Below are 23,424 nucleotides of genomic sequence, written 5' to 3' on the forward strand. Positions count from 1 at the left end.
GTATTTCGTGGAGGAACGAACCATTAGAGGCGGAAAAAAGGGCCCAGCGGCTCAAAAAAATCGTATCAACGAAGAAATTACAGCAAAAGAAGTCCGTTTAGTCGGCTTTGAAGGTGAGCCATTAGGCGTAGTTAGCCTGCAAGAAGCATTTGATAAAGCAGATGCTGCCGGTGTTGATTTAGTTGAAATTAGCCCAAATGCAGAGCCACCTGTTTGTAAAGTGATGGATTTCGGTAAGTTCATCTTTGAAAAAAGCAAAGCACAAAAAGAACAAAAGAAAAAGCAGAAGCAGATCCAGATTAAGGAAATCAAATTCCGTCCAGGTACTGACATCGGTGATTATCAAGTTAAATTACGCAATTTAACTAAGTTCTTAGAAGCGGGCGATAAAGCAAAAGTTACTATTCGTTTCCGTGGTCGTGAAATGGCGCACCAAGAAATCGGTATTGATTTATTAAACCGCATTAAAGACGATTTACAAGACATCGCTCAAGTTGAGTCTTTCCCTAAAAAAGTGGAAGGCCGTCAAATGATTATGATGTTATCACCAATTGCTAAAAAGTAATGGTGCAAAGATAAACTAGGTATAAAGTGAGGCTTTTAGCCTCCACCTTGTTTAGCCGGTTAAAGTGAACTTTGTTCCACCGGTAATTGGTAGTAAGTTAGGCCTGCAAAGTGAATGTAAATTCCGCCTACTTGCTGAATATTAAAGCAATATCAATTGGAGTTATTGCAATGGGCTATAAATTAAAAAGCCACAGAGGTGCTGCAAAGCGCTTCAAAAAGACTGCTTCAGGCGGTTTCAAGCGTAAACAAGCGCACTTACGTCACATTCTGACTAAGAAATCTTCTAAGCGTAAGCTTCACTTACGTCCTAAGGCTATGGTTCATAAGAACGATATCGGCCTTATCAACCGTATGTTACCATTCGCTTAATAGGGGTTTTTAGTCATGGCAAGAGTTAAACGCGGTGTTATCGCACGTGCACGTCACAAGAAAGTTTTAAAGCAAGCTAAAGGTTACTACGGAGCACGTTCACGTGTTTATCGCGTAGCGTTCCAAGCAGTAACTAAAGCAGGTCAATACGCTTACCGCGACCGTCGCGCTAAGAAACGTACTTTCCGTCAATTATGGATTGCACGTATCAACGCGGCAGCACGTCAGAACGGTCTATCTTACAGCCGTTTCATTAACGGTCTTAAGAAGTCATCTGTTGAAATCGATCGTAAGATCCTTGCAGATATCGCTGTATACGACCAAGTAGCTTTCGCAGCACTAGTTGCTAAAGCAAAAGAAGGTCTAGCTGCTTAATCTTTGATTAAAACGCTTTACAGATTTAAAGGGAGCTTTTGCTCCCTTTTTTAATTTCTAAGTATTGAGTGTTCAGATTTAAGATTTCAGAATACTCCAGAACCCAGAACCCAGAACCCAGAACCCAGAACCCAGAACCCAGAACCCAGAACCCAGAACCCAGAACCCAGAACCCAGAACCCAGAACCCAGAACCCAGAACCCAGAACCCAGAACCCAGAACCCAGAACCCAGAACCCAGAACCCAGAACCCAGAACCCAGAACCCAGAACCCAGAACCCAGAACCCAGAACCCAGAACCCAGAACCCAGAACCCAGAACCCAGAACCCAGAACCCAGAACCCAGAACCCAGAACCCAGAACCCAGAACCCAGAACCCAGAACCCAGAACCCAGAACCCAGAACCCAGAACCCAGAACCCAGAACCCAGAACCCAGAACCCAGAACCCAGAACCCAGAACCCAGAACCCAGAACCCAGAACCCAGAACCCAGAACCCAGAACCCAGAACCCAGAACCCAGAACCCAGAACCCAGAACCCAGAACCCAGAACCCAGAACCCAGAACCCAGAACCCAGAACCCAGAACCCAGAACCCAGAACCCAGAACCCAGAACCCAGAACCCAGAACCCAGAACCCTATCTCGACTTGGTTAAAATGCTGTCCATTAAGCGGGTCGATAAAATACGCTTTAAGTAGCCAAATAAATAGGTAGGGAAGGTCACGTAGTAGCGTGGTTTCGCACGTTTTGCTTCAATGGCATGCAGTAACTTTTTATAAACCGCTTCTGGGCCAAGTGTAAATGGTTGCGCTTTACCTTTTACTTCAAGACGTGCCTGTTGTTTTAAATAGTTTTCATAGTGGGCACTGTTTTCAGCGTCAATCTCAGCACTAAAAAATGCGGCTAATGCGTTGTCTCTAAATTTCGATTCAATTGGCCCAGGCTCAATTAAACTAACCTGAATATTGGTATCTGATAGCTCTTGGCGCAGAGTGTCGGTTAAGCCTTCTAGTGCAAATTTACTGGCATTATAGGCACCACGATAAGGTAAAGTGACTAAACCTAACACAGATGAATTTTGAATAATGCGGCCTTGGCCACGTTCACGCATATGCTTTATGGCTAGGCAGGTTAAATGGTGCCAACCGAATAAATTGGTTTCAAATTGGGTTCTCAGTGCATGTGTTGGCAAGTCTTCTACTGCGCCCGGCTGGCCATATGCACCGTTATTAAATAGCACATCAATATGACCGAGAATATCGAGCGCTTGGCGATAACCACTTTCAATACTGGCTTCACTCGCAAGGTCGAGCTGGACACTGTGAATACCTTCTTGTTGTAGGCGCGCAACGTCTTCTAATTTACGGCAAGTTGCGACGACCTTATAGCCACGTTCAACGAGCGCTTTTGCACAGTAATAGCCAATGCCGCTTGAACTACCTGTTATTAGTACTGTTTTAGTCATATGTTCTGATTTTAAAGAATAATTGGCCCTACCTTAACGCGTTCAATTGCAAATTCAAGTTAATTTGATTACCGTAAAGCCAAATTATTATAAAGAAATAACACGCATGTTTTTAAACGCTTTATTACTGACTGCGAGCCTTTCTGCAGTTGACCACTTACCGCCACTTACCGCGTGGCAAGGGCAAAGTGAACGCCTATTACAACCAACCAATCCACTGGCAACACAATTTGAACGTTCAGGTGGTATGGAATCCCCTAATTATCACGATACCATGGTGTATCTCGATAAACTGGTTGAGGCAAATAGTAAGCAGTTTAAAATCGAGTCGATTGGTACCAGTGACGCGGGTCGGCCAATAAAAATGCTTATCGCCAGTGAAACAGGTCAAATCGATAACAATAAAGCGACTATTTTGCTACAAGCGGGTATTCACTCTGGTGAAATAGATGGCAAAGATGCCACCTTTATGTTGCTGCGTGATATCGCTCAAGGGCAGCGAAATGATATTTTAAAACGCGTAAATTTACTGTTTATTCCGATTTTAAATGTCGATGGACATGAAAATGCGAGCCGCTTTAACCGTATTAATCAGCGTGGTCCTGAGGTCATGGGGTTTCGTACTAATGGTCGCAATTTAAACTTAAACCGAGATTACACTAAGCTTGAAACCCCTGGCGTTCAGGCGGTGATGCGCGTGATTAATCAATATCAACCAGATATGTACGTTGATATGCATGTAACCGACGGTGCGGACTATCAGTATGATATTACCTATGGCTCAACGCCTAGTTTCGCTTCGGAATCACCAAAAATTGCGCAATTTATTACAGAAAAGATCAATCCGGTAATTGACGCGAAACTGTCACGTTTTGGCCATATCCCAGGCCCACTGGTGTTTGTTATGAATAAGCGTGAAATGAGCGAAGGTCTAGCAGGTTGGGTTGCCACGCCGCGCTATTCTAATGGCTGGGGTGATATTACTAATTTGCCAACCATTTTATTAGAAAATCATTCATTAAAACCATACAAACAACGTGTACTTGGCACTTACGTATTTTTAGATGGTGTGATTGATGCCGTTTCAAATAATTTGAGCAAGTTACGCCGCACAGTGAAAATTGAAAAAGACTTTATGCCGCGTGAATTAGTTGTTGCCCGTAGTTATAGCAAGGTACCGGTAAATATTGACTTTTTGGGTATTGAATATGAAAAGTACTTCAGCGAATTAAGCGCTCAACAAGAAGTGCGTTACACAGGTAAGGCAAAAACGTACAAAGGGTTACCGGTTTTTTGGCGTAAAGAGGTGGTTGAAAAAGTGAAAGTGCCTGCCGCATATTATTTACCAAAAGCGTGGAGTAATATCGCAGCAAAATTACAGCAACATGGTATTAAGCTTGAGCGTGCCTATGGTGTTGTAAATAACTTAAAAGCAATTACGGTTACCGATCACACTTTTTCATCAACACCATTTGAAAGCCGATTGCAGGTATCTGGCCAATTTGAGTATTCAAATGCCGCTAAAGTTGATTTAAGTACGTATTACAAAATAAGCACTGCGCAACCAAATGGTAAATTGGCGGTGCATTTACTGCAACCAGAAGCGGAAGACTCGTTCTTTAAGTGGGGCTTTTTTAATAGTATCTTTCAACGCACTGAATATTCAGAAAACTATGCGTTATTGCCGTTTGCAGAAAAAATGCTAGCAAATGACCCAGCGTTGAAGCGTGCGTTTGACGAAAAGCTAGACAGCGATAGTGAGTTTAAAAACAGCGCGCAAAAACGTTTAGCGTGGCTGTACAGCAAAACCCCATTTTACGATGGCGGGTACTTAAATTACCCCGTTTTAATTGAGTATGAGTGATTATGTTAGACGTTTTTACAAATCCTGTTACGCCGTTTGCACAAAATGCTAATTTATTAGTGTGTAAAACAACTAAACATGCTGCAATTATTGATCCCGGTGGGGATATTGAAAAGTTAATCGCGGCAATTAATAGTGCAAATGCCTCACTAAAAGCGATTTTATTAACACATGGTCATTTAGATCATGTTGGTGCTGCGAAGCAATTGGCCGAAACTTACGATGTGGACATTGTTGGTCCTCATCTAGGCGATAAGTTTTGGCTAGATGCATTGCCACGACAAAGTGAAATGTTTAACTTTCCGCTTGCTGAGGTGTTTACCCCTAATACCTGGCTAGCGGACGGTGATACCTTTTCATTTGGTGAAATCACCCTAGAAGTGCGTTTTACCCCAGGGCATACGCCAGGTCACGTTGTTTTCATTGAACATGACTCTAAACAGATATTCGTTGGTGATGTTTTGTTTAACGGTTCGGTAGGGCGCACTGATTTTCCAGGTGGCAATGCACAGCAGCTAAAGCAGTCGATTGAATCACAGATTTATTCGCTGCAAGAGGATTATACGGTTCACCCAGGTCATGGGCCAACCACAACTGTAGGTCATGAAAAACGTACCAACCCATTTACCAGTGGTCGCTTTGGCTAAATTATTAATAAATCAGCAGACGCAAAGACTATTGTATAGTATTATTTAACCATTAATGAGTAAATTTAAGAATAAGCTATGTCATTAAACCAAGTAGATCGTCAAATACTCGCATTGATTCAAAAAGACGCGAGCTTATCAACGGCAGAGATTGCCGACAAAGTAGGGCTATCACAGTCTCCTTGTTGGCGTCGTATTTCTCGTTTAGAACAAGAAGGATACATTAAAGGCAAGGTAGCGATTTTAGAGCCGAAAAAACTCGGTTTTGATATGTTGGTTTACGCGCATGTGCGCCTGTCTAGCCATGGCCGCGCGCAGCTAGCTGAATTTGAAGAACTTATTCAAAGCTATGATGAAGTAACTGAGTGTTACACCATGGCAGGCACTATGGACTTTATGCTTCGTATTATTTCAAAAGGCATTGAAGGCTATGAGCAGTTTGTGCGTGATAAATTATTAAGTTTAGATTACGTTCAAGAAGTACACTCGAACGTAACCATGACCTGCGTAAAGCGCTCAACTTCGCTGCCGTTATAATTTTGAGTTATTGAGCACTACAACGGGGCTCACAGTTAACAAAATTTGTATTTAAACCGCCTTTAGGCGGTTTTTTTGTGAAATTTAATAAATTGTTATAAATCGTCGATTCTGCTAAACTTCGCGCCCTCAAAATAGACTAAAATAAACGCATTACAGCAAGTTTTGCTCAATGTTGTGCTACTCAATGGGAGATCCATGTTTAACTTATTATCTAGAGCCCCTAAATCGGCAAAGAACGATATTCTGTCTGGTTTAACCGTCGCACTAGCCCTTGTGCCAGAAGCGGTGGCTTTCGCATTTGTTGCGCACGTAGAACCTTTGGTTGGCTTGTATGCAGCATTTATTGTTGGTCTAATTACTGCTGTATTTGGTGGTCGCCCAGGTATGATTTCAGGTGCAACGGGTGCGTTAGCGGTTGTTATGGTGAGTCTAGTTGTCACCCACGGTGTAGAGTATTTATTTGCAACCGTACTCTTGATGGGTATTTTGCAGATATTAGCGGGTGTGCTAAAGCTTGGTAAATTTATTCGCATGGTGCCGCACCCTGTAATGCTCGGGTTTGTTAATGGTTTGGCTATTGTTATTTTCTTAGCGCAGCTAGGGCAATTTAAAGCGCCTGATGCAAATGGTGAAATGCAATGGATGACAGGCGAACCAATGTTTATCATGGCAGGCCTTGTTGCGTTAACCATGGCGATTATTCATTTCTTACCAAAACTCACATCTGCAATTCCTTCATCACTTGCGGCAATTGTTGTAGTAACTGGTTTGGTGATTGGTTTAGATTTAGAAGCACGTACTGTTGTTGATTTCTTAAAAGATATGACGGGTGACGTAAACGCGACGATGGCAGGCGGCTTACCTGAATTTCATATTCCGAACGTACCTATGACACTTGAAACTCTGTGGATTATTTTACCGTATGCTTTAGTACTTGCGGCAATTGGTTTAATTGAGTCGTTATTAACGCTAACCTTAATTGACGAAATTACTGAAACACGAGGCAACGGAAACCAAGAATGTATTGGCCAAGGTGCGGCAAACGTAACATGCGGTTTCTTTGGTGCGATGGGGGGCTGTGCGATGATTGGTCAGTCAATGATCAACATTAACTCAGGCGGTCGCTCACGTCTTTCAGGTATTACAGCGGCAGTTATGCTACTGATGTTTATTTTGTTTGCAGCCAGCCTAATTGAAATGATCCCGCTTGCAGCACTTGTAGGCGTAATGTTTATGGTAGTACTTGGCACATTTGAGTGGTCAAGCTTCCGTATTATGAAAAAGGTGCCTAAAACAGACGCGTTTGTGATTGTGTTAGTATCGGGTGTTACGGTAGTAACCGATCTTGCCGTAGCGGTATGTGTTGGTGTTATTGTGTCTGCGTTAGTGTTTGCTTGGGAACACGCAAAACATATTTACACGACGTCTTACATCGATGAAAACGGCTCAAAAGTATATGAATTGCACGGTCCGGTATTCTTTGGCTCAGTTAAAAACTTCTTAGAGCTATTTGATGTTAAAAATGACCCAGCGGATGTGATTGTTGAGTTTAAACACAGTCGCGTTGCCGATCACAGCGCCATTGAAGCAATTGATAGTCTTGCAGAACGTTACACTAAGCAAGGTAAAAAGTTACATTTACGTCATGTTTCTAAAGACTGTCAGAAGTTATTGTCTCGCGCAAAAGACTTAGTCGAAGTTAACGTAATTGAAGATCCAACCTATAAAGTTGCGTCTGATAAATTAGGTTGATTTATAATCACTTAACAATTGAAAGCTGGCTTCTGCCAGCTTTTTTTATGGCAAATTGCAACTGCCTTGCGATGAGTTGCATGGAAAGCAAGGTAGCTGTCAGTGCCTTTCTGGCCCACATTCTTATAATAAGAGATACCAAGTATACATGAATTTAAGAATTTTGAACTGGCAAAGACTAGTAGAAGACAGACAAAAGTTTTTTTGGGTATTACAAATAGCCGGCTGGGTTGGTTATGCCTTAGTAAACTATATTGGCTCACGCGTTTTCGAAATGCGCGACATCTACGTATTTGTTATCGTGCTAAATGCCTATGCAGGATGCTTGTTAACGATCCCTCTGCGTTATTTATATCGTAAGATTTGGAATGCCAAGCCGCTATTTTTGATTTTTGTGGTATTTGTCGCCTCCTATATTGTCGGTACATCTTGGTCAGTTATTCAAAAATTTAACTTGTGGGAAATTTATCGCCATGGTTATCGCCCTGATGAATGGTTTTATTATTTCAAACAAGGCTTAGATTCAGTTTACATTGTGCTGTGTTGGAGTGGTTTGTATTTTGGTATTAAATACTATCAACTACTGCAAGGCGAAAAGCAAAAGGCGTTAAAAGCCAATACCATGGCACATGAAGCGCAATTAAAAATGTTGCGTTATCAACTTAATCCACATTTCTTATTTAATACGCTTAACGCAATTTCGACGTTGATTTTGGTAGAAGAGAATAAAAACGCTAACCAAATGGTCTCTAAGTTAAGTGAGTTTTTACGTTATACCTTAAACACCGATCCCATTAAACGCGTGCCGTTTGAACAAGAACTACATGTTTTGGGGTTATACCTTGATATTGAAAAAGTACGCTTTGACGATCGCTTAAGCATAGAAATTGATGTAAGCGAAGAAGCAAAACATGCGCTGGTACCCAGTATGATTTTGCAGCCCTTGATTGAAAACTCAATTAAGTACGCCATTGCCAATTTAGAAAGTGGTGGGGCGATAGCAATTAAGGCACAGGTGTTTGCTAACGAATTATTATTAGAAGTATCCGATAACGGTCCTGGTACGGATATCAGTGAGGGTGAATTAGTGAAAAGTTCAGGCGTAGGGCTTGCAAATACGCAAGATCGCTTAAAGACGCTTTACGAACATAACTATTCATTTGTATTATCTAACAATCAGCCGCAAGGTCTTGTTGTAAATATACGTATACCGTTTGAAAAAGGATAACCATGAACACAATAAAAACACTTATTGTTGATGACGAACCTCTTGCACGAAAGGGGTTATCAATAAGGTTAAGAGATTTCCCACAAATTGAAGTAGTGGGCCTTTGTAAAAACGGTGAAGAAGCGTTGGCGGAATGTAAACGTCAGCAAGTAGATCTAATGTTTTTAGATATACAAATGCCAGGGTTGTCGGGGTTAGAAGTTGTAAAACAACTGTCTGAATCGGCGTTAGGGATCCCTGCAATTGTATTTGTTACTGCATTTGATCAATACGCAGTGAAAGCATTTGAAATTCACGCATTAGACTACCTTCTTAAACCAGTAGACGACAACAGATTGAAGAAGGCGGTAGAAAAAGTGCAAACATATTTAAAATCACAAGAAGATACAAGCCATAAACGTAAACTTGCTAGCTTTGTTGCGGGTATTACGGGTAACAACTGTGAAGAAATTCTTAAAAAGCTTGCTGCTGGCGATAAACTAGAAGAAACCCGTTTCCCAGAGTCCATTGCGGTAAAAGAGCAAGGCGAAATTGTTCGTGTGCAGGTGAGCAGTATTCAATGGGTTGACGCCGCAGGCGACTACATGTGTTTACACTGTGCTGATGGTAAAACACATATTTTACGCAAAACCATGAAAGAGCTGGAAGCCGAACTTGATCCAAAAGAGTTTGTGCGCGTACACCGTAGCGCTATTGTAAATAGCAAGCAAATCAACAAGCTAGTCACGCAGGTAAGTGGCGAATACTTACTGGTACTAGAAAACGGTCAAGAATTAAAAGTAAGCCGCAGCTACCGCGATAAAGTAAAAGCCGCCTTAGCGAGCTAAGTTGATAAATCGCTAGCATGCAGTATCTGTTGCGCATATCGAGCAACAGATACTTTATTCACGGCGTGTTGCCAAATTTTCACTGTGGCAATTTAATCGCGCTTCTTATGTTTCACTTCTCAATTGCTAATAACCAATAGCCAAATTATTCGAAATTGAGCACAACACGACCACGTCGCCCTTTTTGTAAAAATCGTGAAATAGCACTTTGGTAGTCTTCGAATAGAAACTCACTATCAACACAGGTTTGGATTTCCCCTTGCGCGACCCAATTTGCGATCTGTGTTAATTTTGCGCTATCACCTTTATCCACGTACAAGTATTTGGTTTTTCGCTTTCTAAATGCATTCATAACAAAACTTAAAAAGTGTTTGTTAGGCTCAGCAGGTATAAAGACCCCATCACTCACTAGCAAGTGCTTAACTTGTTTATATAATTTTGTATTGGATAAGTCTAAAACAACGTCGTACTTGTCTTTTAAAGATTCTAAAGGGCTCGCGTGATAGTCGATTACATCATCGGCGCCAAATGATTTTAAAAATTGCAGATGTTTATCACCTGTAAGCGCTGTGACGTGTGAGCCAGCGCGCTTAGCAATTTGAATTGCATATACACCAAGTCCGCCTGATGCACCGATTATAAGCACTTTGCTGTTACTCGTGAGATTAACTAATTCGTTAAGCGCAACATAACTTGTTAGTGCACCAAGCGGTAGGGCCGCTGCGTGTGAAAACGACAAGTTCGCGGGTATTTTTGCAATGTATTGCTCGTGTACGCTAACAAATTCTTGGTGAGTTTTATCGCTTTTTAGCAGATTGACGTAACCAAAAACCCTGTCGCCTTTTTTAAATGCGTGACCATCCGTTGCCACTAGACCTGAAAACTCGATACCCGTCTTAACTGTGTGGTTATTTCTTGCCAATTTAAGAAACAAATCATACTTACCTTTCGCAAACTCTAAATCGATTAAATTAATCGTTGTGCTTTTAACTTGAACTAGTACTTCTCCTTCACCAACTAGTGGCATGTTCAAATCGCGTTTAATCACTAATTGCCTATTTTCAGCGACAAGTCCTTTCATATTTCACCTTATATAATTATTAGGTCACTCGACCTATTGTTATATTTGGTCAGTCGACCTAAAATGTCAATAGTTGGTGTATTTAAAATTTTAACGTTAGTAGATATCCCGTAATGACTAAACAAAACGATAAAAATAAAAAGATATTGCAGGTGGCAACTCAGTTATTAAAAAGTGAAGGTGATATGGGCTTGACGATGCGTAAAGTGGCAACCTCAGCAGGTATCTCGCTTAGTAACGTGCAATATTATTACACCAACAAAAATGTCCTGCTTCAGGCGATAGCAGATCAATATTTTGATGATTGCGTAACACAGTTAAAGCAACAAACTCCGCTTGAGAACTTTGAGCAGTTACAAGTGTTAATTACATCTCAGCTTAATTATGCTCGAGAAGTATCGGATATGTGTCGAATATTCAGAGAGTATTGGGCGATTTCAACACGAAATGACGATATAAATGAATATTTACGCCGCTACTATGAAACGGTGTTTACGGTGATATGCGATGTGTTAAGGCCGTTAAGCAGTGATGATTGCACGCTTAAAACATCAGCAGCACTGCTTGTGTCTTTTGTTGAAGGTTACTCAGTAACAGGTAAATTTATGCCTGTTGAGAGTGAGCGTATCGCAAGTACCTTACTAGAGGCTGTGCGTGGCAGTTTAACTAAGTAATAAGCTTTGTCACGCAGCAACAATTAAAGTGTTTGCTGGGCGCAGTGAAAGGGGCTTGGTAGGCCAAAGCTAATCGGTTTTAATCTAAATTAAAGTTCAACTGGTTAAGACGTCTGATAATTTTCTGATTATACGTGTTTCTGTAACTGGTGGCGCTAAAGGCAGTTTCGGTGGCGGTGTTATTTAGCATGCCAACCATAATATTGCTTTTATTCGCTTTTATTGCTTCAACCGCCGCGACACCTAACTGAGTTGCGAGTACTCTGTCAGGCGCAACCGGACTGCCGCCGCGTTGAATATACCCTAAAATCGCTGCTTTGCTGTCTACACCGGTATAGCGTTCGATTTTCTTACTCAAGTCATGAGCGCTAAAGCTAAGAGAATTTTCCGCCATAACGATAATGTAGCTGTCGGTTCGATGATTGCAAATGGCTTTATTGATGTTGACGAGTAGGTTATCAATAAACTGAACTTCGTCTTCAATAATTTCTTTGCAAACAATATGTTCCGCACCAGAACCTATGGCGGACTCAACCGCTAAAAAGCCACAGTTTCGGCCCATTACCTCAACAATAAAAATACGCTCAAACGCGTTAGCGGTATCGCGAATTTTATCTATGCTGTCGAGCGCGGTTTCTACTGCGGTCCAAAACCCGATTGTTTGATCTGTGCCGTTAATATCGTTATCTATGGTGCCTGGAATACCAATGATATTACCTTGCCACAGTTCGCTAATAGCTAAACAGCCTTTAAAACTGCCATCACCACCAATCACAATTAATGAGTCGATGTTATTGCTGTCTAAGGTGTCAACTACGCGTTTTGGACCACTACTGTCAAGCATTTCAGGGCAGCGCGCTGACTTTAAAATGGTACCACCTTTACGAATAATATCGTCGACTTTATGGCAATCAAGGGTAATAAAGTGATTGTCAATTAACCCGTTATAACCGCCGATAAATCCAAGTACCTGATACTGATATTTTTCAGCTTGCAGTGTTACGGCGCGAATAGCGGCATTCATGCCGGGCGCATCGCCGCCAGAGGTAATTAATGCAATTTTTTTAGACATAGTAACGCGAGCCATATTGAGGGCTGATAAGCCAATACTAGTAAAAAACAGTATTAAATTAAATAGTTGTTTGATATGAAAAAGAAAGCCGAAGCTTCCTTTTATAAAGAGATAAGTAGTAAATTGATTAGAGTTGTATAACGTTCACGTCTTGTTCGTCAATTTCTAACCCAACGGGTACCGCAGGCACATCAGGTTTATCAAGGGCGATATCACCTTCATCAATCTGCGAATCTTTATTTAACTCAGCAAAATTAAAGATTGATGGGTCCGCTAAATGCGATGGCACCACGTTTTGCATTGATGTAAAAATAGTTTCTACACGGCCTGGGTGAGTTTTATCCCATTCATTTAACATTGCTTTAATGTGCTTACGTTGCAAGTTTTCTTGCGAACCACATAAGTTACACGGAATAATTGGAAATTCTCTTGCTTCAGCGTATTTTACAATATCTTTTTCTTTACAGTAGGCAAGTGGACGAATAACCATGTGCTGACCATCATCGCTTAATAGCTTTGCTGGCATACCTTTCAATTTGCCACCATAAAACATATTTAAGAACATGGTTTCAATCATGTCATCACGGTGGTGACCGAGTGCGATTTTAGTTGCGCCCATTTCTTTTGCTGTACGGTATAAAATACCGCGACGCAAGCGTGAGCACAGTGAGCAGGTGGTTTTACCTTCAGGAATTTTATCCTTTACGATGCTGTAGGTATCTTCTTCTACGATTTTAAACTCAATGCCCAGAGACTCCAGGTATTCAGGTAAAATATGCTCAGGGAAACCAGGTTGCTTTTGATCTAGGTTGATTGCAAAAAGCTCAAAGTTAACCGGCGCAGAGCGTTGCAAGTTTTGCAAAATATCAAGCAGTGTATAGCTGTCTTTACCGCCTGATAAGCACACCATTATGCGGTCGCCTTCTTCAATCATATTGAAGTCTGCAATTGCTTGACCAGTAAAACGACGAAGTCGTTTCTGTAACTTATTAAGGTTATATTTCGCTTTAGCTTCTGCTGAATGCGACATACAAATACGCCCCTAGAACAAATAAAGGGGCGTATTATAGGTGAAAATATTAGCGAGGTTAAGACTTATCTAAAGGGCTTTTATAACCTTGTGGTTTTAAGGCTAATACATCGCAATTTAAACTATCAATTACATGTTCAGCGGTGTTACCAATAAGTGCTGCACTAATGCCAGTGCGCCCAACGGTGCCCATGACAACCAGTTCTGCATCTAATTGGTTTGCTACTTGTGGCAGTACATCTTCAGGTAAGCCTTCGTTAATATAGCAATGACTTGGCTCGACTTGATATTGCTCTGCAAGCTTATGGGTAGTTGCAACATGGTGTGCCTTTACTGACTCTGCGTATTGACCTGCGTCGAATTCTGGAATTTCAATTGCAATATTAACCGGTGTACCTGGATAGGCATTGACTAGGTTAAGATTACCGTCAATTAAATCAGCCAGATAAGCGGCTTCTTTCATAATTGTATGGTTAAGCGCTTGATGGGTTTCTTCTTCGCTTGATGCATTAACTGCAGCTAAAATTTGTCCGCCTGCTGGCCAATCATGCTCTTTTACAAGTAACAAAGGCACTGGGCATTTTCGAATTAGATGCCAATCGGTCGGCGTGAAAATAACCGATTTAAGCGTATCATGCTGGTGCGTGCCTTTTACAACCATGTCGTAGTTTTGCTTTAGCACCGCTTCAATAATGGATTCGAAAGGGCGGTTATGCCAAACCACTTGGCAATCCACTTTTATGTCACCGCCATGCTGGTTAATTAAAGATGTGATCCATTCTTTTCTGTCGTTGATAACCGCGTCGCGCATGGCATCGCGCTCTTCACGACTGAGCATAGTTGTCATCTCATATGAAAAGTCGTAAATAGACAAAAAGGCAGTAATTTGAGCGCCGGACTTCCTTGCCAACTCGAATGAGCGGTTTAGCGCGATTTGCTTATCTTTACTTGGGTCGATAACCGCAAGAATTTTTTTGATGGTATTCATAAAAACCTCCCAAATTATAAATTCAGTGTACTGGATCTATACTAATTTGAAAGGTTTCTAATAGATTATTTTGTTTTAGATCAAGACTTAATAGAAGCGACTTTGAATAATTCGTCAGCATCTAAAATGGTAATGAACTTACCTTCAACTTTGATGATCTCGGCTTTTTGGAAGCGGCTTAATAAACGGCTGATAGTTTCAACGGTTAGGCCAAGGTAATTACCAATTTCACCACGGGTCATGGTTAAACGGAATTCTTTTTTACTAAAACCACGCTCACCAAAACGGGTAGAAAGATTCGCTAAAAACGCAGCTAGGCGCTCTTCAGCTGTCTTTTTGTTCAGCATCAGTAACATTTCTTGGTCGTAATTGATCTCATTGCTCATCATACGCATCACTTGGTGACGTAATTTAGGCAATTTCCCTGAAAGGTCATCTAATGTAGTGAATGGAATTTCACATACCATGGCTGTTTCCATCGCTTGTGCGTAGCTTTTATGGCTCATCGTGCTAATGCCATCAAAGCCAACAATGTCGCCCGCTAAATGAAAGCCAGTGATTTGCTCTTCGCCACTTTCAGTTAAGGTATATGATTTAAACGAGCCTGAACGCACGGCGTAAATAGAACGAAGTGGTTGTCCGGCTTCAAATAAGTAATCACCTTTATGAAGCGGTTTCTTTCGCTCGATGATGTCATCTAACTTGCCCATTTCTTCCGCGTTAAGAGAAACCGGAATACACAGCTGACTGATACTACAATCCTGACACTTAATCGCGCAGTTTTTCGATACTGATTTTTTGTTCAATTCCATGACACACCTAGAGAAAAGGAAATACCAGAATAATTTATACTAAAACCTTATAGTAACGCAATTATCAAAAGGTATAAACCGTAGAAAATGAAGATGTTACCAAACACCATACGCATCATCGTATGATTAAGTATTTGCTTAAATTTTTCTGCCGCAAATGCCAGTCCAACCATGGCAGGTAACGTGCCAATGGCAAACAACAACATAAAGGCAGCACCTTGCACTGCTGATTGGGTTGATATAGCAAAAAGCAGGGCAGAATAGACTAAGCCACAAGGCAACCAGCCCCACAACATACCATACGCAAGTGCTTTTGATTTTGTGTTAATCGGTAATAAGCGTTTGTTTAGTTTAACTAAATGTTGCCAGATAGCGACTTTACCAACACTTTCAATCCAATTAAGCGAAAACGTAAGGCGCATAATATAAAGTCCAACCAAAATCATAAACACACCGCTTAATATTGATAAAGCATGTGAAAATGAGGTTGATTGCGAAGCAAACTGCTGACTGATGCCTGCTGCCAGAGCACCGGCGATGCAATAGCTTAGTACGCGGCCTAAATTATAGAGTAGGGTATAGCGTTTAATTTGTGCTTTGTCTTTAACGGCGAGCGTTAATGATGACGCAACACCGCCACACATTGCTAAGCAGTGTCCGCTGCCTAACAACCCCATAATAAGCGCTGATATTAAGTGACTAGTTGTCATTACTTTTGTTGTGCTGCTCTTTATCGTCTTCGAATAATATGCTGTGTGCTTGTTTATCAAGATTATTAAACTGCTCACTGCGAACAGCCCAAAAGAACACGCCAATTGCGACAATTACCAACAAAATAGCGATGGGAATTAATACATAAATAATGCTCACTGTTACGTGCCCCTTTATTTAAGTAAACGTAATGAATTACCGATTACAATTAGTGAACTTGCCGACATACCGATAACAGCTACCCATGGCGGTACCATACCCATTGCCGCAAGTGGTAATATAGAACCATTGTAACATAGCGAAATAGCAAGGTTTTGCTTTATCACTCGGCGAGTCAATTTAGCGGTATTAAATAATCGACTGATGCCATTAAGTTCGCTGTTTAGCAAAACAACATCGGCGGTGTTTTTCGATATATCTGCACCCGATGCCATCGCAATTGATAAATGCGCGCTATTAAATACCGGGCTGTCATTCACGCCATCACCGACCATAGCAACAATTTTGCCTTGATGCGAAAGTTGCTCAACCTCTTTTTGTTTATCGCTTGGGCTACAACCTGTTTTTACATGATCAATATCTAAGCTTGATACTAGTTGTTTACCTGCAAGTGAAGGGTCGCCCGTTAAAACTTGCAGCTGTAAATTATTAGCTTTAAGTGCACTTAAGGTATCTGCCGCATGGTCGCGAATTTTATCCTGCAATTTAAAGCCCGCGATCACGCGCTCGTTTAGGTATAAAAACACGTCGTGCGTTGTATCTGCTACTTGGCAATGCCAGTTTGCTTTACCGATAGCAACAGTTTGCTGTTGGAATTCTGCAGAGATACCTTTTCCTGTTTCAATTTCAACATCACTAATTGCGACAGGTGGCACATCTAATTCGGTAAAAGCTTTACTAATAGGGTGCTCTGAATAGGTTTCCAAGGTTTTTGCCAGCGCGTAAACCTGTTCTAATGACACGCTGTCATCAAACAATTTGGTATCAAGTAAGGTGAATTTACCTTCGGTTAACGTACCCGTTTTATCAAACGCAATATCAGTAACCTTAGTTAAGGTTTCGAGCACGTGGGAGCGTTTAATTAGTACTCCTTGCTGGGTGAGTTTGGCAACAGCACAGGTAAGTGCTGTGGGGATAGCTAAACTCAGAGCACATGGACAGGTAGCTACCAGTACTGCGATGGTCACCCAAAACGCATGTTCTGGTTCGATGTGGTACCACGAAAAAGCGGTAATCGATGCAAATACAAGTAAACATGCCACAAACCATTGCGCCACTTTATCGGTAATTTCTGCGATTTTAGGGCGCGAAGTGAGCGCTTGATGTTGCAGGCGGACTATCTGATTGATAAGAGTGTCTTGCCCAATTTGGTTAACTTCAATGCTAATAACGCCATCATGATTGACCGTGCCGGCATAAACTTGGTCGCCAACCGTTTTTGCAACGGCGGCGTGTTCGCCTGTCATCATTGCTTCGTCAACAGACGTTTTACCGTCAATTAAAATACCATCCGCAGGGATTGTTTCACCTGCTTTGATCATCACTTTGTCGTTTAATTTAAGACGTTTTGCCGCAATGATTTCTTCTTCATCATTTACTAAACGGGCGGTAAGCGGTAACAGTTTTTGCAAGTTGGCAGTAAACTCAGAGGCTTTTAATCGGGCGCGGAATTCTAGATATTTACCTAACAATAATAAGAAGGTAAACATGCAGATAGATTCAAAATACACTTCGCCAGTTTCAAACACGGTTGCCCAGCAACTTGCACCATACGCACCAAAAATAGCAAGTGATACCGGTAAGTCCATATTCAGTTGCTTGGCTTTTAAACCGCGAATAGCTGACGTAAGAAATGGTAGGGCAGAGTAGAGAATAACCGGTGTGGCAAGCACTAAGCTGATCCAACGGAAGTATTGTTCAAAGCCTTCATCCATTCCTGAGAACATACCAAAGTACATGGCAAAAGCGAACATCATGACTTGCATGGTCATCAGGCCAGCGACACCTAACCTGCGCACATAGGATTGCGCTGTTTGTCGCTTTTGTTGCTCTTCGTGATCTTGTTGAAAGGGGTAGGCACGGTAACCAATGCGTGCCAATGACTCAATAATGGTACTGAGTTTTAGGTTAGACTGATCCCATTTTACCATGGCGCGATAGGTTGATGTATTTACATCAACACGCACCACGTGACCTAGATTAAGTAACTGTTTTTCAATAAGCCAAGCACATGCCGCGCAACTAATGCCTTCGACACTCAGCAAGATTTCTGCGATATCACCTTGCTTGGTGAGAAATTCTGACTGAATATCTTCATCATCGTAGCTTTGGAACATTTTAATCTGTTCCGGCACAAGTTCTTGAACTTTACCTGCGCTGTCGGTGCGGTATTTGTAATAATCCGACATACCTTGGTCGATAATCGCCTCGGCAACTGCTTGGCAGCCCAAACAACACATCGGCTTTTCGTCATTTTCAAAGGTAATGCTTAATGAAATACCTGCTGGAATAGGCTCTAAGCAATGAAAACAGTTTTTAGACATAGGTTACTTATATTCTGGCTTAATCTTAAATGCGCTGTCGTAAGGTAGTTTTATGTTTTCCTTTAATTTCCATTCGCCACCAATCGGTTCAATAAATACCGTGTAGCGTGCATCAAGCAATTCGTCTGTAACGCTTGAATACGCACCGTTGGCGTTAGGTGCTAGCATTAAGTCAACGTCTTTATCTTTTAATGTGGTGTGATAAAACGATACTTTTAGTGCTGCTGGCTTAAGTGAGTCGCCCTTTGTGAAATTAACGGTAACAACACCGTTACTAACGGTCAGGTCTGCGTGCAAGTAAAGTGCTTTAGCACGGTCAAACTTAGAGAGTTCTAAGTTAATTGCTTTGCCTTTTTTGTAGTAGTCGTCAACAACCATTGAAGGCCCTTTGTCAGACATATAAAAAAGCAGGGTAATACATGCGATAACGGCACTCGCTGGTACAAAGATGATAAACCAAGGCCAAAATTGTTTATACCAAGGGGTTGTAGACATAGTGAATAATCGTTAAATCAAATGTGGCGTTATTCTACTTGATGTGGTGTGAAAAGGGTAAAAAAAAGCTCCCGATTGGGAGCTTTTTTGATCTAGATTCGTACTCTTAACGCAATTTTAAAATTAGTTTAAATAACGCGTTAAGTTTAACTAATCAATTACTTATCTTGAGATAAGCTGTATACGTACGCTGTTAAGATATGTACTTTATCTTCGCCTAGGATATCTTTCCACGCTGGCATTACACCGGCACGGCCATTGCGAAGCGTTTCTTCAACCGCGCGTTGTGAACCACCGTATAACCAAACATTATCTGTTAGGTTAGGTGCACCAAACGCGTAGTTACCTTTACCGTCCATACCGTGACACGCAGCACACATTGCAAATTTAGCTTGGCCTGCAGCTGCATCTTTTTGGTTAACAGTACGACCAGAAAGGCTTAGTACATAAGCTGTCATTTCTTTAACGCCATCTTCACCAAGTGCATCAATCCACGCAGGCATTGCAGCAACACGACCGTGAAGAAGTGTTTGTTTGATAGCTTCAGGTGAACCACCGTATAACCAATCGTTATCCGTTAGGTTAGGGAAGCCTTGGCCGCCACGTGCATCAGAGCCGTGACACTGTGCACAGTTTTGCGAGAATAAACGTTGACCGATTTCTAGTGCTTCTTCGTTAGTCGCAAGATCTTTAATATCTTGTTTTGCGAATTGCTGGAATACCGGGCCGAAACGCTCTTCTGCAGCTTCCATTTCTTTATCAAGCTGTACGCGTTTGTCTGCGTTAGCTATTACAGCGTCTTTCGACTCTTGGATATTCAAAACACCTTGGTTTGAACTCGTCCAGTCTAAAACACCTTTAAAGTTACCCATACCCGGATAAAGGATAAGGTATACAACGCCCCATACGAAGGTTGCGAAGAACATAATTGTCCACCACTTAGGTAGTGGGTTGTTTATCTCTTCGATACCATCGAATTCGTGGCCACATGTTTCATTTTCTTCAACGCCTACGTAGTTCTTTAAGTTCCAAACTAGTAGTCCGAAGCAGATTGCTAAGCATGCTATGGTTAATACAATAACCCAAATGCTCCAAAACGTAGTCATTTCTCAGACTCCTTTTTTTCCTTTTCGCCAACTGTATTGTTATGTACGTTTTCGTCTTCGAAAATCGCGTTTGCTGCTTCATCAAAGTTCTTTTTAGAACGTTTGCTGTAAGCCCACCATACAATGGCAATAAAAAGTACTAATAATACCAGAGTAAATATGCCTCTGAATGTGCCGTAATCCATAGTGGTTTACTTTAAGTGAGTACCAAGCTGCTGTAGATACGCGATAAGCGCTTCCATTTCAGTTTTACCTTCAATAGATTTAACATCAGCTTGTAATTCTTCATCACTGCCGTAACCACGACCTGGATACGCTTCTTGGCTAATACCAAAGTTGTCACGGAACACTTGTAATTTCTTAAGTGTATGCGTTGTGTCAACTTTGTTTGTCGCTAACCAAGGGTAACCTGGCATGTTTGACTCTGGAACTACATCACGTGGGTTTACCAAGTGAGCATAGTGCCAATCGTCTGAGTAACGACCACCTACGCGAGCTAGATCTGGACCAGTACGCTTAGAACCCCACTGGAATGGGTGATCCCAAACGCTTTCACCCGCTACCGAGTAGTGGCCGTAACGCTCAACTTCGTCACGGAATGGGCGGATCATTTGTGAGTGACAGTTGTAACAACCTTCACGCACGTAGATATCACGACCTTCCATTTCTAACGCTGTTAGCGGACGTAAGCCATCTACAGGTTTTGTCGTATCTTCTTGGAACATTAGTGGTGTAATTTCCACAAGTGCACCAAAGCTGATTGCGAAAACCGTTAGGATAGCCATTAGGCCAACGTTCTTTTCAACAATCTCGTGTTTGTTTTGTGAATTATTCTGGCTCATACATTACTCCTTAAGCAGGCTGAGCTTCAGCTTGCAATGCACCTTTTTCAGCTGCAACAGTTTTAACAACGTTGTATAACATAATTAGCATACCAACAACGATGAATACACCGCCTACAAAGCGCATGAAGTAGAATGGATACGATGCTTCAAGTGACTGAACAAAGCTATACATTAATGTACCGTCAGAGTTAACTGCACGCCACATTAGACCTTGCATTACACCTGAAATCCACATTGCAACGATGTACAGTACAACACCTACTGTGTGTAACCAGAAGTGTGTGTTGATAAGCTTAGTACTGTACATGCGAGCTTGACCAAATAGGTTAGGGATTAAGTGATAAACCGCACCGATTGATACCATTGCAACCCAACCTAATGCACCTGAGTGTACGTGACCAACAGTCCAGTCAGTGTAGTGAGATAGTGCATTTACAGATTTAATTGCCATCATTGGGCCTTCGAATGTTGACATACCGTAGAAAGATAGTGAAACAACTAAGAAACGAAGAATTGGATCGTGGCGAAGTTTATGCCATGCGCCAGATAGCGTCATGATACCGTTAATCATACCACCCCATGATGGTACAAATAGAATTACTGACATAACCATACCTAAAGACTGAGTCCAGTCAGGTAGAGCAGTGTAGTGTAGGTGGTGAGGACCTGCCCAAATATAAAGCGAAATTAGTGCCCAGAAGTGAACTACCGATAAACGGTAAGAGTAAACTGGACGGCCAGCTTGCTTAGGAACGAAGTAGTACATCATACCTAGGAAACCAGCTGTCAGTAGGAAACCTACTGCGTTGTGACCGTACCACCATTGCACCATGGCATCTACTGCGCCCGCGTAGATTGAGTACGACTTAGTTAGGGAAACTGGAATTGCCATGCTGTTTACAATGTGTAAAACAGCAACAGTGATAATGAAACCACCATAGAACCAGTTAGCAACATAAATATGCGACACTTTACGCTTGATTAAGGTACCAAAGAATACAACCGCATAAGCAACCCAAACAACCGTAATTAGGATGTCGATTGGCCACTCTAGCTCAGCGTACTCTTTACCACTTGTGAAACCAAGAGGCAGTGTAATTGCTGCTAATACAATAACAAGTTGCCAACCCCAAAAGGTAAATGCTGCAAGCTTGTCTGAGAATAAACGCGTTTGACAGGTACGTTGTACAACGTAGTAAGACGTTGCAAATAGTGCACTTGTACCAAATGCGAAAATAACTGCGTTCGTATGTAACGGACGAAGTCGAGAGTAAGTTAACCATGGAATGTCAAAGTTTAACGCAGGCCATACTAGCTGAGCTGCGATGAAAACCCCGGCACCCATGCCAACAATGCCCCAAATCACCGTCATAATGGCGAATTGGCGTACAACTTTATAGTTGTATTCTGTTTGTGATGCTACTGTTGTTTGGCTCATTTTCCGGTTTCCGCTGCAATAAATTGCAATAAGAAATGAATTTCCCAGTTCTAATTAAAGAAATGGGGCCTCTAAAATATTTACCAAATTCGTTACCTTACTAACTCGAACTTTTTTGTACGACTAAAGTCAAAGATTAAGCTGGCAAGAAAACAAACCCAGTAAAACTCTTTTTTTGCATGAGAAATAATAAAATTTTTGCTTTTAAAAAGATAGCGCATTTGCCCAAAATTATGACTTCAATCAAATATTCTCGGTGAGGGTGATTTATTTTTGTGCAAATTTAGTCTAAATTCGCGGCCATCTTACAAACGCCCGTTATTGAAGAGAAATTAATGCGCATTTTAACCATCATTTTTACAGCACTAATTTTAACAAGCTGTGGTGAGTTTAGTCGTTCACAAAAAGCACCGAGTAAAGAGCAACACATAAACTCTTCTGAGCTCAAAATTAATGAACAAACCGTCAAACCAGAAACCGAGTTTGAGATTGTTTTTACCCCGCGTAATAAAATTGACATCATCGACGCGCATATTGAAGGGGTAAATATGTATATGGGAAAAATCCCATTATTTTTTTCGCAAAAAGATGACTCAACTTATCACGCCATGGGCATGGTTGGGGTATGTAGCAAGCGCGAAATGGTGTGGCAAATTCAGCTACGTTACCGTGATGTTTCAAGCCAGCGTGAAAAAACAGCAACTCTCAACTTTGTCGTAACAAATGCTTAACTGAGCGTCTACAGATGTAGCTTGGTTACAATTGATTACATCTGGTAACGCACGAAAACGAGTATCAATAAAAGCACGTTATTAGTGTGTAACATGCTGATAAATAAGCGGTACAGATGTTATTTCTGTTAATCTAATAGTAACAAACGGCGCATCCTAAGCGCCGTTTTTTATGCTTGAACAAAAGCTGAACTCGCATTCAGTTTTCATTCATTTTCACAAGCCTAGTTTGCTGCATCCGTTTTCAGATTTCTCCCTGGTTTTA

General features: G+C 41.5%; 25 protein-coding genes. 11 read left to right on the top strand and 14 right to left on the bottom strand.

All coding sequences use genetic code 11. The features are described from left to right. Positions 1–7: 7 nt before the first annotated feature. From infC to rplT, 3 genes are all read left to right on the top strand, one after another. On the top strand, positions 8–565 hold the full coding sequence (gene infC / locus PSPO_RS06550; RefSeq protein WP_010560235.1) for a translation initiation factor IF-3: 558 nt from the start codon (positions 8–10) through the stop codon (positions 563–565). Between the two features lie 170 nt (positions 566–735). Continuing rightward, a complete protein-coding gene (gene rpmI / locus PSPO_RS06555; protein WP_010560234.1) occupies positions 736–936 on the top strand; it encodes a 50S ribosomal protein L35 in 201 nt (66 codons plus the stop codon). Between the two features lie 15 nt (positions 937–951). Beyond that, positions 952–1,311, top strand: coding sequence for a 50S ribosomal protein L20 (gene rplT, locus PSPO_RS06560; protein WP_010387194.1), 360 nt, complete (start codon positions 952–954; stop codon positions 1,309–1,311). 636 nt (positions 1,312–1,947) lie between these two features. Here the strand turns inward: rplT and PSPO_RS06570 are convergent. Continuing rightward, on the bottom strand, positions 1,948–2,775 hold the full coding sequence (locus tag PSPO_RS06570; RefSeq protein WP_010560233.1) for an SDR family oxidoreductase: 828 nt from the start codon (positions 2,773–2,775) through the stop codon (positions 1,948–1,950). A 106-nt stretch (positions 2,776–2,881) separates the two neighbouring features. Here PSPO_RS06570 and PSPO_RS06575 point away from each other — a divergent pair, with 106 nt between their 5' ends. The 6 genes from PSPO_RS06575 to PSPO_RS06600 all read left to right on the top strand — a co-directional run bounded on the left by PSPO_RS06575 (position 2,882) and on the right by PSPO_RS06600 (position 9,633). Then, the gene (locus PSPO_RS06575; RefSeq protein WP_010560232.1) at positions 2,882–4,639 is read left to right on the top strand and encodes a M14 family metallopeptidase; all 1,758 of its coding nucleotides are present in this window, start codon (positions 2,882–2,884) and stop codon (positions 4,637–4,639) included. Between the two features lie 2 nt (positions 4,640–4,641). Continuing rightward, on the top strand, positions 4,642–5,286 hold the full coding sequence (locus PSPO_RS06580; protein ID WP_010560231.1) for an MBL fold metallo-hydrolase: 645 nt from the start codon (positions 4,642–4,644) through the stop codon (positions 5,284–5,286). A gap of 78 nt (positions 5,287–5,364) precedes the next feature. Then, the gene (locus PSPO_RS06585; RefSeq protein ID WP_010560230.1) at positions 5,365–5,823 is read left to right on the top strand and encodes an Lrp/AsnC family transcriptional regulator; all 459 of its coding nucleotides are present in this window, start codon (positions 5,365–5,367) and stop codon (positions 5,821–5,823) included. A gap of 198 nt (positions 5,824–6,021) precedes the next feature. Beyond that, a complete protein-coding gene (locus PSPO_RS06590) occupies positions 6,022–7,578 on the top strand; it encodes a SulP family inorganic anion transporter (protein ID WP_010560229.1) in 1,557 nt (518 codons plus the stop codon). A 163-nt stretch (positions 7,579–7,741) separates the two neighbouring features. Further along, positions 7,742–8,806 carry a sensor histidine kinase gene (locus PSPO_RS06595; protein ID WP_040641592.1) on the top strand — a complete coding sequence of 355 codons (1,065 nt, stop codon included), beginning with the start codon at positions 7,742–7,744 and terminating at the stop codon, positions 8,804–8,806. Positions 8,807–8,808: 2 nt separating this feature from the next. Continuing rightward, positions 8,809–9,633, top strand: coding sequence for a LytR/AlgR family response regulator transcription factor (locus PSPO_RS06600; RefSeq protein ID WP_010560227.1), 825 nt, complete (start codon positions 8,809–8,811; stop codon positions 9,631–9,633). A 145-nt stretch (positions 9,634–9,778) separates the two neighbouring features. Here PSPO_RS06600 and PSPO_RS06605 read toward each other — a convergent pair whose 3' ends face one another. Beyond that, a complete protein-coding gene (locus tag PSPO_RS06605) occupies positions 9,779–10,714 on the bottom strand; it encodes an NAD(P)-dependent alcohol dehydrogenase (protein ID WP_010560226.1) in 936 nt (311 codons plus the stop codon). Positions 10,715–10,827: 113 nt separating this feature from the next. On the opposite strand from PSPO_RS06605, the gene PSPO_RS06610 reads away from it, so the two are divergent. Further along, entirely contained in the window at positions 10,828–11,388 is a 561-nt protein-coding gene (locus PSPO_RS06610; RefSeq protein WP_010560225.1) for a TetR/AcrR family transcriptional regulator, read from the top strand. 79 nt (positions 11,389–11,467) lie between these two features. On the opposite strand, the gene PSPO_RS06615 is transcribed toward PSPO_RS06610, so the two are convergent. From PSPO_RS06615 to ccoN, 12 genes are all read right to left on the bottom strand, one after another. Next, the gene (locus tag PSPO_RS06615) at positions 11,468–12,460 is read right to left on the bottom strand and encodes an ATP-dependent 6-phosphofructokinase (RefSeq protein ID WP_010560224.1); all 993 of its coding nucleotides are present in this window, start codon (positions 12,458–12,460) and stop codon (positions 11,468–11,470) included. 127 nt (positions 12,461–12,587) lie between these two features. Next, positions 12,588–13,490, bottom strand: coding sequence for a tRNA 2-thiocytidine(32) synthetase TtcA (gene ttcA, locus PSPO_RS06620; protein WP_010560223.1), 903 nt, complete (start codon positions 13,488–13,490; stop codon positions 12,588–12,590). Positions 13,491–13,548: 58 nt separating this feature from the next. Continuing rightward, positions 13,549–14,478 carry a universal stress protein UspE gene (gene uspE / locus PSPO_RS06625; RefSeq protein ID WP_010560222.1) on the bottom strand — a complete coding sequence of 310 codons (930 nt, stop codon included), beginning with the start codon at positions 14,476–14,478 and terminating at the stop codon, positions 13,549–13,551. 80 nt (positions 14,479–14,558) lie between these two features. Further along, on the bottom strand, positions 14,559–15,290 hold the full coding sequence (locus PSPO_RS06630; RefSeq protein ID WP_010560221.1) for an FNR family transcription factor: 732 nt from the start codon (positions 15,288–15,290) through the stop codon (positions 14,559–14,561). 47 nt (positions 15,291–15,337) lie between these two features. Beyond that, positions 15,338–16,000, bottom strand: a complete 663-nt coding sequence (locus PSPO_RS06635; RefSeq protein WP_010560220.1) for a sulfite exporter TauE/SafE family protein — start codon at positions 15,998–16,000, stop codon at positions 15,338–15,340. Continuing rightward, on the bottom strand, positions 15,990–16,160 hold the full coding sequence (ccoS, locus tag PSPO_RS06640) for a cbb3-type cytochrome oxidase assembly protein CcoS (RefSeq protein ID WP_010560219.1): 171 nt from the start codon (positions 16,158–16,160) through the stop codon (positions 15,990–15,992). Before ccoS ends, PSPO_RS06635 begins: the two co-directional genes overlap by 11 nt. Before the next feature lie 14 nt (positions 16,161–16,174). Then, the gene (locus tag PSPO_RS06645; RefSeq protein WP_010560218.1) at positions 16,175–18,544 is read right to left on the bottom strand and encodes a heavy metal translocating P-type ATPase; all 2,370 of its coding nucleotides are present in this window, start codon (positions 18,542–18,544) and stop codon (positions 16,175–16,177) included. A 3-nt stretch (positions 18,545–18,547) separates the two neighbouring features. Next, complete coding sequence (locus tag PSPO_RS06650; RefSeq protein WP_010560217.1) at positions 18,548–19,039, bottom strand: FixH family protein; 492 nt, start codon at positions 19,037–19,039, stop codon at positions 18,548–18,550. A 158-nt stretch (positions 19,040–19,197) separates the two neighbouring features. Next, positions 19,198–20,145 (bottom strand): cytochrome-c oxidase, cbb3-type subunit III, encoded by a 948-nt coding sequence (ccoP, locus tag PSPO_RS06655; RefSeq protein WP_010560216.1) that lies wholly within the window; start codon positions 20,143–20,145, stop codon positions 19,198–19,200. Beyond that, entirely contained in the window at positions 20,142–20,330 is a 189-nt protein-coding gene (locus tag PSPO_RS06660) for a cbb3-type cytochrome oxidase subunit 3 (RefSeq protein WP_010560215.1), read from the bottom strand. Before PSPO_RS06660 ends, ccoP begins: the two co-directional genes overlap by 4 nt. Before the next feature lie 6 nt (positions 20,331–20,336). Continuing rightward, positions 20,337–20,987, bottom strand: coding sequence for a cytochrome-c oxidase, cbb3-type subunit II (gene ccoO, locus PSPO_RS06665; RefSeq protein WP_010560214.1), 651 nt, complete (start codon positions 20,985–20,987; stop codon positions 20,337–20,339). Positions 20,988–20,997: 10 nt separating this feature from the next. After that, positions 20,998–22,428: a cytochrome-c oxidase, cbb3-type subunit I gene (gene ccoN, locus PSPO_RS06670; RefSeq protein ID WP_010560213.1), complete on the bottom strand. Its 1,431-nt coding sequence runs from the start codon at positions 22,426–22,428 to the stop codon at positions 20,998–21,000. Between the two features lie 335 nt (positions 22,429–22,763). Here ccoN and PSPO_RS06675 point away from each other — a divergent pair, with 335 nt between their 5' ends. Next, positions 22,764–23,159 carry a hypothetical protein gene (locus tag PSPO_RS06675; RefSeq protein ID WP_010560212.1) on the top strand — a complete coding sequence of 132 codons (396 nt, stop codon included), beginning with the start codon at positions 22,764–22,766 and terminating at the stop codon, positions 23,157–23,159. The last annotated feature ends 265 nt before the right edge of the window (positions 23,160–23,424 follow it).

Source organism: Pseudoalteromonas spongiae UST010723-006 (assembly GCF_000238255.3).
In the GTDB taxonomy this organism is placed as follows: Bacteria; Pseudomonadota; Gammaproteobacteria; order Enterobacterales; family Alteromonadaceae; genus Pseudoalteromonas; species Pseudoalteromonas spongiae.